The organism is Vagococcus carniphilus (genome assembly GCF_014397115.1).
Taxonomy (GTDB): domain Bacteria; phylum Bacillota; class Bacilli; order Lactobacillales; family Vagococcaceae; genus Vagococcus; species Vagococcus carniphilus.
Map to the genome: position 1 here is coordinate 208,735 of NZ_CP060720.1, position 11,313 is coordinate 220,047.

General features: G+C 35.6%; 16 protein-coding genes. 15 read left to right on the plus strand and 1 reads right to left on the minus strand.

Features of this window, described 5'->3' with window-relative positions; all coding sequences use genetic code 11:
* Nucleotides 1-2: 2 nt before the first annotated feature.
* The 15 genes from rplO (at nt 3) to rpsI (ending at nt 9,858) form a co-directional block, all read left to right on the plus strand.
* Entirely contained in the window at nt 3-443 is a 441-nt protein-coding gene (rplO, locus tag H9L18_RS01165; RefSeq protein WP_126795989.1) for a 50S ribosomal protein L15, read from the plus strand.
* Nucleotides 443-1,741, plus strand: a complete 1,299-nt coding sequence (gene secY, locus H9L18_RS01170; protein ID WP_126795987.1) for a preprotein translocase subunit SecY — start codon at nt 443-445, stop codon at nt 1,739-1,741. Before rplO ends, secY begins: the two co-directional genes overlap by 1 nt.
* A 57-nt stretch (nt 1,742-1,798) precedes the next feature.
* The gene (locus tag H9L18_RS01175; RefSeq protein WP_126795985.1) at nt 1,799-2,452 is read left to right on the plus strand and encodes an adenylate kinase; all 654 of its coding nucleotides are present in this window, start codon (nt 1,799-1,801) and stop codon (nt 2,450-2,452) included.
* Between the two features lie 205 nt (nt 2,453-2,657).
* Complete coding sequence (infA, locus tag H9L18_RS01180; protein ID WP_071457745.1) at nt 2,658-2,876, plus strand: translation initiation factor IF-1; 219 nt, start codon at nt 2,658-2,660, stop codon at nt 2,874-2,876.
* A gap of 32 nt (nt 2,877-2,908) precedes the next feature.
* Nucleotides 2,909-3,022, plus strand: a complete 114-nt coding sequence (gene rpmJ, locus H9L18_RS01185; protein ID WP_071457744.1) for a 50S ribosomal protein L36 — start codon at nt 2,909-2,911, stop codon at nt 3,020-3,022.
* Between the two features lie 18 nt (nt 3,023-3,040).
* Nucleotides 3,041-3,406 (plus strand): 30S ribosomal protein S13, encoded by a 366-nt coding sequence (gene rpsM, locus H9L18_RS01190; protein WP_126795983.1) that lies wholly within the window; start codon nt 3,041-3,043, stop codon nt 3,404-3,406.
* Nucleotides 3,407-3,435: 29 nt separating this feature from the next.
* Nucleotides 3,436-3,825: a 30S ribosomal protein S11 gene (gene rpsK, locus H9L18_RS01195; protein WP_126795981.1), complete on the plus strand. Its 390-nt coding sequence runs from the start codon at nt 3,436-3,438 to the stop codon at nt 3,823-3,825.
* Between the two features lie 81 nt (nt 3,826-3,906).
* Complete coding sequence (locus H9L18_RS01200) at nt 3,907-4,845, plus strand: DNA-directed RNA polymerase subunit alpha (protein WP_126795979.1); 939 nt, start codon at nt 3,907-3,909, stop codon at nt 4,843-4,845.
* A 30-nt stretch (nt 4,846-4,875) separates the two neighbouring features.
* A complete protein-coding gene (gene rplQ, locus H9L18_RS01205) occupies nt 4,876-5,262 on the plus strand; it encodes a 50S ribosomal protein L17 (protein WP_126795977.1) in 387 nt (128 codons plus the stop codon).
* A 292-nt stretch (nt 5,263-5,554) separates the two neighbouring features.
* On the plus strand, nt 5,555-6,397 hold the full coding sequence (locus H9L18_RS01210; protein ID WP_126795975.1) for an energy-coupling factor ABC transporter ATP-binding protein: 843 nt from the start codon (nt 5,555-5,557) through the stop codon (nt 6,395-6,397).
* Nucleotides 6,373-7,245, plus strand: a complete 873-nt coding sequence (locus tag H9L18_RS01215) for an energy-coupling factor ABC transporter ATP-binding protein (RefSeq protein WP_126796042.1) — start codon at nt 6,373-6,375, stop codon at nt 7,243-7,245. Before H9L18_RS01210 ends, H9L18_RS01215 begins: the two co-directional genes overlap by 25 nt.
* Nucleotides 7,235-8,032 carry an energy-coupling factor transporter transmembrane component T family protein gene (locus tag H9L18_RS01220; protein WP_126795973.1) on the plus strand — a complete coding sequence of 266 codons (798 nt, stop codon included), beginning with the start codon at nt 7,235-7,237 and terminating at the stop codon, nt 8,030-8,032. The genes H9L18_RS01215 and H9L18_RS01220 overlap by 11 nt, the downstream gene beginning before the upstream one ends.
* Nucleotides 8,033-8,108: 76 nt before the next feature.
* Nucleotides 8,109-8,852 (plus strand): tRNA pseudouridine(38-40) synthase TruA, encoded by a 744-nt coding sequence (truA, locus tag H9L18_RS01225; RefSeq protein WP_126795971.1) that lies wholly within the window; start codon nt 8,109-8,111, stop codon nt 8,850-8,852.
* A gap of 156 nt (nt 8,853-9,008) precedes the next feature.
* Nucleotides 9,009-9,452 carry a 50S ribosomal protein L13 gene (gene rplM / locus H9L18_RS01230; protein ID WP_126795969.1) on the plus strand — a complete coding sequence of 148 codons (444 nt, stop codon included), beginning with the start codon at nt 9,009-9,011 and terminating at the stop codon, nt 9,450-9,452.
* A gap of 13 nt (nt 9,453-9,465) precedes the next feature.
* Nucleotides 9,466-9,858 (plus strand): 30S ribosomal protein S9, encoded by a 393-nt coding sequence (rpsI, locus tag H9L18_RS01235; protein WP_086340814.1) that lies wholly within the window; start codon nt 9,466-9,468, stop codon nt 9,856-9,858.
* Nucleotides 9,859-9,962: 104 nt separating this feature from the next.
* Here rpsI and H9L18_RS01240 read toward each other — a convergent pair whose 3' ends face one another.
* On the minus strand, nt 9,963-11,162 hold the full coding sequence (locus tag H9L18_RS01240; protein WP_126795967.1) for a tyrosine-type recombinase/integrase: 1,200 nt from the start codon (nt 11,160-11,162) through the stop codon (nt 9,963-9,965).
* Nucleotides 11,163-11,313 lie beyond the last annotated feature (151 nt).

The following is an 11,313-nucleotide window of genomic DNA, read 5'->3' on the forward strand; positions in this document are numbered from 1 at the left end:
TAATGAAACTTCATGAGTTACATCCGGCAGAAGGATCAAGACATGTACGCAATCGTGTAGGACGTGGATCATCATCTGGTAACGGTAAAACATCTGGTCGTGGACAAAAAGGTCAAAAATCACGTTCAGGTGGTGGCGTACGTTTAGGTTTTGAAGGTGGACAAACACCATTATTCATGCGTTTACCAAAACGTGGATTCACTAACATTAACCGTAAAGAATACGCAATCGTCAATTTAGACGTTTTAAACCGATTTGAAGATGGTGCCGAAGTAACACCAACTACTTTAATTGAAGCGGGTATTGTGAAAGATGCTAAAGCGGGAATTAAAATTTTAGGTAACGGTGAGTTAACTAAAAAATTATCAGTGAAAGCTGCTAAATTCTCAAAATCTGCACAAACTGCAATTGAAGCAGCTGGTGGATCAGTAGAGGTGATCTAATGTTTAAACTGTTGAAGGATTCGTTTAAAGTGCAAAATATTCGTAATAAAATATTTTTCACACTATTCATTCTCTTCGCGTTTAGATTTGGTGCCCATATCACGGTTCCAGGAGTCGATGCAAAAGCATTGCTAGATCTTAATGAACTAGCACTTGTTGCAATGTTTAATCAAGTAAGTGGTAATGCTATGGAAAGATTCTCATTGTTCGCAATGGGTGTTTCCCCATATATTACTGCTTCAATCATTATTCAATTACTTCAGATGGACATTGTTCCTAAGTTTGTAGAGTGGTCAAAACAAGGTGAGGTTGGTAGACGTAAGTTGAACCAAGCAACTCGCTACTTAACATTAGTGTTAGGTTTTGTACAATCCATTGCGATTACAGCAAGTTTTAATCATTTCTCAAATGCAGGACTTGTTAAAACACCTAATGCAATGACATACATTAGTATTGGTATTATATTAACTGCCGGTACAATGCTTGTTACTTGGATGGGTGAACAAATTTCTGAAAAAGGTATTGGTAATGGGGTATCAATGATTATCTTTGCAGGTATTATTGCTAGATTCCCAGGAAGCATCAAAGAAATTTATCAAGCTTATTTTGTTAATATTAATCAAGATGACATTGTTAAATCAATCATCTTCGTGGTAATTTTAATCGTAGCTATTTTACTAATCGTTACACTTGTAACTTACGTACAACAAGCTGAGAAAAAAATCCCGATTCAATATACAAAACGTGTTGCAGGAGCACCACAAAGTAGTTATTTACCATTAAAAGTAAATGCGGCAGGAGTTATTCCTGTAATCTTTGCCAGCTCATTTATTGCGACACCACAAGCTATTTTAAGTGCATTTAAAGTAACCAAAGGTGGAGAATCTTGGTTCAAAGTATTAGAACAAATATTTGACTATTCAACTATTCCTGGCGGGATAGTATACACAATTCTGATTATTGCTTTTACATTCTTCTATGCATTTGTTCAGGTTAATCCTGAAAAAGTGGCTGAGAATTTGCAGAAGCAAGGAAGCTATATTCCAAGTGTACGACCTGGTAAAGAAACAGAACAATTTATCTCTAGTCTTTTAATGAGACTAAGCACTGTTGGTTCTGTCTTTTTAGGATTAGTGGCAATTCTTCCAATCATTGCAGCTAATGTTTGGAACCTACCGCAATCAATTGGATTAGGTGGGACAAGTTTACTGATTGTCATTAGTGTGGCTCTTGAAACGAATAAACAGCTTGAAGGGTTATTATTAAAACGTCAGTACACTGGTTTTATCAGAGAGTAAGAGTGTTGTGTTGAGGATTATCCTCAGCACTTTTCTCGAACTTAAGGAGGAAAACAAATGAATCTCATCCTAATGGGATTGCCCGGAGCAGGTAAGGGAACCCAAGCAGAAAGAATAATTGATGCTTATGGTATTCCACATATATCTACTGGAGACATGTTCCGTGATGCAATGAAAAATGAAACTGAATTAGGTTTACTTGCTAAGTCTTACATTGACAAAGGTGAGTTAGTACCAGATGAAGTAACAAACGGCATTGTTAAAGATCGTCTATCTCAAGACGATACGGACAAAGGTTTCTTGTTAGATGGTTTCCCTCGTACACTAGCTCAAGCAGAAGAATTAGATAAAATTTTAGAGGACTTAGGTAAAAAAGTTGACAATGTATTAAACATTCATGTCGAATCAGAAGTGTTAATTGACCGATTAGCTGGTCGTTTTATCTGTAAAGATTGTGGTGCAACTTATCATAAATTATTCAATCCACCAAAAGTGGAAGGAACTTGTGATCGTTGTGGAGGCCATAATTTTTATCAAAGAGAAGATGACAAACCTGAAACGGTTAAAAATCGTTTATCAGTTAACATTAAAAACTCTGAGCCAATTTTAGCTTATTACGAAAATCAAGGTGTTATGCACACTGTTGATGGTAATCGTGATATTGCAGATGTGTTTACTGACATCGAAAAAATTATTGGTAAACAAAACTAGTCATTAAGCTAGCTATCTATTTATTCTATGAGGCTCAAGCCTTTTCTTGCTGAATAGGTTAAACTATGGTAAAATACCACAGTTAACTTTATTTTGTAATGCAGTTATGCTATAATACAAAAGTTGGAAAGAAATAGGTTGAGTTCTATTTTTGTCAATTTGTCGCATATGTCAGATGCAAACAATGTATAAGGAGGTACTAGTTGTGGCGAAAGAAGATATGATTGAAATTGAAGGTACAGTCGTCGAAACTTTGCCGAATGCAATGTTTAAAGTCGAGTTAGAAAATGGCCATGTTATTTTAGCACACGTTTCTGGAAAAATTAGAATGCATTACATTCGTATTTTACCAGGTGATAAAGTAACGGTTGAGTTATCTCCGTATGATTTAACACGTGGTCGTATTACTTACCGCTTTAAATAGTTGTACTCCGTAAAATTCAAGGAGGTATAATCATGAAAGTAAGACCATCAGTAAAACCCATTTGTGAAAAATGTAAAATAATTCGCCGTAAAGGTCGAGTTATGGTTATCTGTGAAAACCCAAAACATAAACAACGTCAAGGATAAAAGGAGGTGTAACGAAGTATGGCTCGTATTGCAGGTGTAGATATTCCTCGTGATAAACGTGTTGTTATTTCGCTTACTTATATTTACGGAATTGGAAAGAAAACTTCTCAACAAGTCTTAGCTGAAGCAGGAGTTTCAGAAGAAATCCGTGTACGCGATTTAACTAACGAACAAACAGATTCAATTCGTGCAGCAATTGATAAATTAAAAGTTGAAGGTGACTTACGTCGTGAAGTGAACTTAAACATCAAACGTTTGATGGAAATTGGTTCATACAGAGGTATGCGTCATCGTCGTGGATTGCCAACTCGTGGACAAAACACGAAAAACAATGCTCGTACAAGAAAAGGCCCAGCTCGTTCAATCGCTGGCAAGAAAAAATAAGAATTAAAGTGAAGGAGGTATAAAGCTTCATGGTAGCAAAAAAAGTATCTAGAAAACGTCGTGTGAAAAAGAATATCGAAGCTGGTATTGCACACATTCATTCTACTTTCAATAACACAATCGTTATGTTGACAGATGTGCATGGTAACGCTATTGCATGGTCATCAGCAGGATCATTAGGTTTTAAAGGAAGTAAAAAATCAACACCATTCGCAGCTCAAATGGCAGCAGAAGTAGCAGCTAAAGCAGCAATGGAACATGGTTTAAAAACTGTTGACGTAACTGTTAAAGGACCAGGATCTGGTCGTGAAGCAGCAATTCGTTCATTACAAGCAACAGGCTTAGAAGTGACAGCAATTCGTGACGTTACTCCAGTTCCTCATAATGGATGCCGCCCTCCAAAACGCCGTCGTGTTTAGTGAGTGAGTTCATTCTTATGATAAGAACTTTTAGCGACATTGAGCAGGACACTTTTCGTTTTGAAAGGGGTATAGACAAGAATGATTGAATTTGAGAAACCAAGAATCACAAAGATTGATGAAGATAGAGATTATGGCAAGTTCGTCATCGAGCCACTTGAAAGAGGCTATGGAACTACATTAGGTAATTCTTTACGCCGTATTTTATTGTCATCTCTTCCAGGTGCTGCGATCACAAATCTTCAAATTGATGGTGTATTACATGAGTTTTCTACTGTCAAAGGAGTGCGTGAAGATGTCACTCAAATAATTTTAAACATCAAAGGCTTAGCACTTAAATTGTATGCTGAGGAAGAAAAAACTTTAGAGATTGATATTACTGGACCAGCTAATGTGACTGCAGGTGACATTATTACTGATAGTGATGTTGAAATCATGAACAAAGATTTATTCATCTGTAGCGTATCTGAAGGTGCAACATTCCGCGCTAGTTTAACTGTTAAACCAGGCCGTGGTTATGTACAAGCTGATGAAAATAAAAGTGAAGATATGCCGATTGGTGTTTTACCAGTTGACTCAATCTACACACCTGTTAAGCGTGTAAACTACCAAGTAGAAAACACACGTGTGGGACATCGTGATGATTTTGATAAATTAACTTTGGATGTATGGACAGACGGTTCTATTGCACCTCAAGAGGCTATCAGTTTATCTGCTAAAATCTTGACTGAGCATTTAGACATCTTTGTTAACTTAACTGACGAAGCTAAAAATGCTGAAATTATGATCGAAAAAGAAGAAACACAAAAAGAAAAAATGTTGGAAACAACAATTGAAGAATTAGATTTATCCGTACGTTCTTATAACTGTTTGAAACGCGCAGGCATCAATACATTACAAGAATTAACTAATAAATCTGAAGCAGAAATGATTAAAGTTCGTAACTTAGGTCGTAAATCACTTGAAGAAGTAAAAGCTAAATTAGCTGATTTAGAACTAGGCTTACGTCAAGATGACTAATCATTTAATTGACTAAAGGAGGAACACGACGTGAGTTATCGTAAATTAGGTCGCACAAGCAGCCAAAGAAAAGCAATGCTACGTGATTTGACAACAGATTTAATTATCAACGAACGCATTGAAACAACTGAAGCTCGTGCCAAAGAAATCCGTTCAACTACTGAAAAAATGATTACTTTAGGCAAACGCGGAGATCTTCATGCTCGTCGTCAAGCTGCAGCTTTTGTGAGAAATGAATACTTAGAAGCTCGTTTAGACGAATCAGAAGAAACAATCATCCAAGAAACAGCTTTACAAAAACTATTCAACGACTTGGGACCTCGTTACCAAGATCGCCAAGGTGGTTACACACGTATCCTTAAAAAAGGACAACGTCGCGGAGACGCAGCACCAATGGTAATTATTGAATTAGTTTAATATATGTTGCATCACTTTATAGATGATTCTTTTAGAGTGTTATGATGTTGGAAATTTATTTTTCCGAGTCTAGCTCGGTGCAGTCCTCTGTTTCATTACAGAGGGCATGCGCTCATCATATAAAGTGCTTTTTTTATACCTTGATAAATGTGCTTTAATTGTTATTTAGTTGAATATAGATTAAGATAAATGAGGATTTATCTTAAGACAAAATGTTTCCTTGTATTTTTAAAGTGATTTAAGAATAGAATGAAACATTTTTTTAAAATAAACATAAAAGGGAAGAGGCTTTATGGAGACTCCTTTAATTGAATTAAAAAACATAACATTTAAATATAGCAGTGAAGAGACTAAGAATGCTTTGAGTAATGTCTCTTTAAACATCTACCCTGGGGAATGGGTAGCTCTTATTGGCCATAATGGTTCTGGTAAATCAACATTAGCCAAAACGATTAATGGTCTAATTATGCCTAATGAAGGTGAGATTTTCGTTAAAGGTGAAAAGGTAACTGAAAAAACTTTGTGGGATGTCAGAAAAATGATTGGTATGGTTTTTCAAAACCCAGATAATCAATTTGTTGGCTCAACCGTTGAAGATGATGTGGCTTTTGGATTAGAGAATCAGGGAGTTCCTCGTGAGGATATGGTTAATCGTGTGAAGGATGCTCTAGAAAAGGTTCGTATGAGTGACTTTGCGGTGAAAGAACCTGCAAGACTGTCTGGTGGACAAAAACAACGTGTGGCGATTGCAGGCGTTATTGCTTTAAGACCAGACGTGATTATTCTAGATGAAGCGACTTCGATGTTAGACCCTCAAGGTAGACAAGAAGTAATCGAAACGATTCGAAAAATCAAAGAGGATTCTAATCTGACTGTTATTTCCATTACACATGATATTGATGAGGCAGCTCATGCTAATCGTGTTTTAGTGATGCGTGAAGGTGAGATTATTCAAGAAGGAACACCAGCAACTATTTTTTCTCGTGGAGAAGAGCTGATTGAATTAGGATTGGACGTTCCTTTTCCTGAAAAATTAAAAGCAGCTTTAAATGAGCGTGGAATTGACGTTCCCGCAACTTATTTAACAGAGGAAGGAATGGTTGATTGGTTATGGACATCCGGTTTGAACAAGTAGATTTTACCTACCAACCTAATAGCCCATTTGAACAACGTGTTTTATTTGATATCAATTTAGAAATTCCTTCTAATAGTTATACAGCCATTGTTGGGCATACAGGGAGTGGTAAATCCACACTTTTACAACATTTAAATGCATTATTAAAACCGACTAAGGGAAGTGTGACGATTGGGGATCGCGTGATTACACCGGAAACCAATAATAAAAATTTGAAACCTATTCGAAAAAAAGTGGGTATCGTATTTCAATTTCCAGAGTCTCAATTATTTGAAGAAACAGTTGCTTTAGATATCGCCTTTGGGCCAAAAAACTTTGGTGTGTCTGAAGAAGAAAGCTTAAAATTAGCCAAAGATATGCTTGATTTAGTTGGCTTAGATGAATCTTATATGGAAAAGTCGCCTTTTGACTTATCAGGAGGACAAATGCGTCGTGTGGCGATTGCAGGAGTCCTTGCGATGGAACCAGAAGTGGTTATCCTTGATGAACCAACAGCAGGACTTGATCCTCGTGGTCGAAAAGACATGATGGATATGTTTTACCGTCTACATAAGGAAAAAGGAATCAACATTATCCTAGTGACTCATTTAATGGATGACGTAGCAGAGTATGCTGATTATATGGTTGTTCTTGAAAAAGGAAAAATTCATAAAAAAGGTCATCCGCGAGAAATTTTCTCTGATGTGACTTGGCTAAAAGAAAAACAGTTAGGCGTTCCAACAGCTACTAATTTTGCATTTGAATTAATGGGAAAAGGTTACGAGTTTTCTCAATTACCATTAACGGCAAGTGAATTAGCTGATGAGCTAGCTCGTGATTTGAAAGCAGGTGACGCTCATGATGAATAAACTGATTTTAGGTCGTTACATTCCAGGAGATTCTTTTGTTCATAATTTAGACCCAAGATCTAAGTTAGTTGCCAGTTTCTATTTTATTGGTATTATCTTCTTGTGTAATAACTTCCTATCTTTTGGTGTGATGTTTGCTTTTACATTATTTGCTATTTTTCTATCAAAAATTAGTTTGAAGTTTTTTATCAAGGGAGTTAAACCTTTAATTTGGTTGATTCTTTTTACGGTTATTCTTCAAGTGCTCTTTTCTCAAGGGGGAGAAGTGTATTTCAAATGGGGAATATTTACAATTAGTGAATTCGGCGTACAAAATGGTGCGTACATCTTTATTCGCTTTGTATTGATTATTTTCATGTCAACCTTGCTAACTTTAACGACACCGCCATTATCATTGGCTGATGCGATTGAGTATTTACTTCGCCCGTTAAAAGTTGTTAAATTCCCAGCTCATGAAATTTCTTTGATGCTTTCAATTGCTTTACGTTTTGTCCCAACGTTGATGGATGAAACAGAAAAGATTATGAATGCGCAACGTGCTCGTGGTGTAGATTTTGGTGAAGGAAACTTAATGCAAAAAATGAAAGCAATCGTGCCGTTATTAATTCCGTTATTTGTTAGCAGTTTTAACCGTGCAGAAGATTTAGCGATTGCAATGGAAGCAAGAGGGTATCAAGGAGGAGACGGTAGAACAAAATACCGTGTGCTTCATTGGCAAGGCAAAGACACAATGGTTGTCATAACATTTGCTTTACTAACAGCCCTATTAGTATTTGTAAGATCATAAGAATAAGACAAGAGGTTGGCGCATTTTCTTAAAGGAAAGTGTCCTAACCTCTTTTTTAAAGAAATGAGGAAAGATTATGCCAAGATATAAAGCAGTAATTAGCTATGACGGAACTAACTATGCGGGGTTTCAAGTACAAAATAATGCCCATACAATTCAAGAAGCGATTGAAAAAACCTTAAAACGGTTGAATGGGGGAAAACCAATTACGATTCACCCATCAGGTCGAACAGACTCTGGCGTTCATGCGAAGGGACAAGTTATTCACTTTGATTATCCTCATAAAAGAGAGGCTGAAAAGTTTCGTTTTGCTTTAGATACTCAAACACCAGATGATATTTGTTTTCTGTCAGTAGAAGAGGTAGAAGAAACATTCCATGCCAGATATTTGGCAAAAGAAAAGATTTATCACTATCATTTAGATATTGGTCATACGAGAGATCCATTTAAACGCCTCTATTCGGCTCATTACCGCTATGATTTGGATTTAGGGATAATGAGGCAAGCAGCAAAAGATATTGAAGGAGAGCACGATTTTAGCGTGTTTTGCGCAACTGGTAGCTCAGTCGAAGATAAAACAAGAAATGTTTATGAAGTAATCATCGAAGAAGTGAGTGAGACAGAGCTGCGTTTTATTTTTAGAGGAAATGGCTTTTTATACAAAATGGTTCGAATGCTTGTCGGAACGCTTCTAAAAATCGGTAATGGACAGTTACCCGTAGATGCGATAAAGATTGCTTTAGAGAATCAAGACAAGAAAATGACAGGACCAACTGCGCATCCTGAAGGGCTTTTCCTAATGAATGTCTCCTATGATTAATTTGAAGAAAATTGAAAAAATGTGATGAATTTTATTGACATATCAAGGGAATCACGATAATATGTTAGATGGTATTGTTTGACCACAACATGGTGAGCCCCGGAAACTTATTATGTAATGCCAAACATCAAGAACATAAATTGGAGGAAAAAAACCATGCGTACAACATATATGGCCAAAGCTGGCGAAATCGATCGTAAATGGTATGTAGTAGATGCGACAGATATTCCTTTAGGTCGTCTATCTACTGTAGTAGCATCAATTTTACGTGGAAAAAATAAACCAACATTCACACCACACGTAGACACTGGTGATTATGTCATTGTAATCAATGCTGACAAAATCAAATTAACTGGAAATAAAGAAAGTGACAAGATTTATTACCGTCACAGCCAATACCCAGGTGGTTTAAAATCAATTACTGCTGGTGAATTACGCGATAAAAACTCTCGTCGTTTAGTTGAGACTTCTATCAAAGGAATGTTACCAAAAAATACGTTAGGACGTAAACAAGGTTCTAAATTATTCGTATACGGTGAAGCAGAACACAAACACGCAGCACAACAACCAGAAGTATTAGATATCACTAACTTAATTTAAGGAGGGAATTTCATTGGCTAAAGTACAATATTTAGGCACAGGCCGTCGTAAAAAATCTGTAGCTCGCGTACGCTTAGTACCAGGTACAGGAAAAATCGTTATGAACAATAAAGACATTGAAGAATATATTCCACATGCTGATTTACGTGAAGTAATCATGCAACCACTAGTATTAACAGAAACTAAAGGCGCATATGACGTATTAGTTAACGTTAACGGTGGTGGATACGCAGGACAAGCTGGCGCAACTCGCCACGGTATTTCTCGTGCTCTTTTACAAGTAGATCCAGATTTCCGTCCAGCTCTTAAACGTGCAGGATTGTTAACTCGTGACGCTCGTATGGTTGAACGTAAAAAACCAGGCTTGAAAAAAGCAAGAAAAGCAAGTCAATTCTCAAAACGTTAAACCCTTGTTACAAGTGGTTTTTCAAGAACTCTCAGGTGTATATCTGGGAGTTTTTTTGTTGTTTTCTGAAACAAAAATTGCCACCATTCAGATTTTAAATAACATTAAAAATCAATCAAAGTCTCTCCTAAAGGCTCATTTATGATGTCGGGAGCATTAATATAAAATTTTGTAACATTAGTATCACTATGAGTTAAAGCTTCTGAAATCGCATTTAAAGACATACCACCTTGCTTAGCAAGCGTTGCAGCTGTATGTCTTAATTTATGAGGAGAAGCTTTTTCAAGGTAAGGATGTCTCCTTTTAACTGAATTCATACGATAATTTAAATAATCAATGTGTAATGGTTGGTTCAGGTTACCTTTATTGTCTTTAAAGGTAAATAATAATTGTTCCTTACTTTGCTTAATTCCTAAATCACCTAAAACTGTTTGCTGAACTTGTTTCCATTTTTCTAGTAAAGATAAGGTATCTCTAGACATTGAAAATATAGTATTCTTATTACCTTTTGTATTTTTTTCATTTCCAAATTTATCAAGTGTTTTATTGATTGTGATTTGAGAGGTCTCAAAATTAATATTTTTCCACTTTAAAGCATATGTTTCTGATTTTCTATCTGCAAGAATTAAAGTGAGAATAAAAAGTAGATAGTCTTGCATAGGTAGTAAGTCGTTTTTATAGTCATATTCAAAAGCTTTAACCCATTCCTGTAACTGTGTTTTCGTTAAATATAAATCTTCTTCTTTTTTAGCTGAGTTTAAATGCTCTTTCTTCACTGAACGAATTCTAGATAATGATTTAGTTAAGTTATTCCTATCAATATACTCAAGTTCTTCAGCCCAATCAAAAATCGAATTAACGTAGCTTCTAATAATTTTAAAGTTAGCGTATTCTATAGATTTTCTCTTCATCTTTTTTATAACTAAACTTTTATTTTCGTTCAGCTCATTTAATGAATAGTCCCCAAGTATTGGAAGTATATGTATTCTAAAAATATCTTTAGTTCCTTTGATAGTCGCCATTGTTGGAGCAGTTGTTCTAGTTGAAAGGTGACCATCAATATAATCATCTAGCCAAATATCGTTATAAAAATCTTTGAAAAGAATATCGTCTGAATTTTCTTCTATATAATCATTTAGAATATTAAAAGTGTTTATATTAAAATTCTTTTCAGCTTCTCGTGCTTCTCTTTTTGTTTTAAATGTTTTTTCAAATAGTTTTGGTTCTTTTGTTATTTCTTGAACTTCTTTCGACCTGTACATTCTCAACCTATAAGTTCCATTCTTTGTTTTAATTATTGCCATTCGTATTTCCTCCTAGATTTGCGAGCTAGAGTTCAATACTGAAGTCAGTATACCTTTAAAATAAAAAAATATACAACTAAGATTATAAAAATTACGAAGAAAGTTATCTGTAATGATTCTAGCGATTAATACATCTATGGACTATACTTTA

Excerpts from the sequence above, each read along its gene's own strand:
- rplO (WP_126795989.1), top strand. The coding sequence starts at position 3 with ATGAAACTTCATGAGTTACATCCGGCAGAAGGATCAAGACATGTACGC.
- secY (WP_126795987.1), top strand. The coding sequence starts at position 443 with ATGTTTAAACTGTTGAAGGATTCGTTTAAAGTGCAAAATATTCGTAAT.
- H9L18_RS01175 (WP_126795985.1), top strand. The coding sequence starts at position 1,799 with ATGAATCTCATCCTAATGGGATTGCCCGGAGCAGGTAAGGGAACCCAA.
- rpmJ (WP_071457744.1), top strand. The coding sequence starts at position 2,909 with ATGAAAGTAAGACCATCAGTAAAACCCATTTGTGAAAAATGTAAAATA.
- rpsM (WP_126795983.1), top strand. The coding sequence starts at position 3,041 with ATGGCTCGTATTGCAGGTGTAGATATTCCTCGTGATAAACGTGTTGTT.
- rpsK (WP_126795981.1), top strand. The coding sequence starts at position 3,436 with ATGGTAGCAAAAAAAGTATCTAGAAAACGTCGTGTGAAAAAGAATATC.
- H9L18_RS01200 (WP_126795979.1), top strand. The coding sequence starts at position 3,907 with ATGATTGAATTTGAGAAACCAAGAATCACAAAGATTGATGAAGATAGA.
- H9L18_RS01210 (WP_126795975.1), top strand. The coding sequence starts at position 5,555 with ATGGAGACTCCTTTAATTGAATTAAAAAACATAACATTTAAATATAGC.
- H9L18_RS01215 (WP_126796042.1), top strand. The coding sequence starts at position 6,373 with ATGGACATCCGGTTTGAACAAGTAGATTTTACCTACCAACCTAATAGC.
- H9L18_RS01220 (WP_126795973.1), top strand. The coding sequence starts at position 7,235 with ATGATGAATAAACTGATTTTAGGTCGTTACATTCCAGGAGATTCTTTT.
- truA (WP_126795971.1), top strand. The coding sequence starts at position 8,109 with ATGCCAAGATATAAAGCAGTAATTAGCTATGACGGAACTAACTATGCG.
- rplM (WP_126795969.1), top strand. The coding sequence starts at position 9,009 with ATGCGTACAACATATATGGCCAAAGCTGGCGAAATCGATCGTAAATGG.
- H9L18_RS01240 (WP_126795967.1), bottom strand. The coding sequence starts at position 11,162 with ATGGCAATAATTAAAACAAAGAATGGAACTTATAGGTTGAGAATGTAC.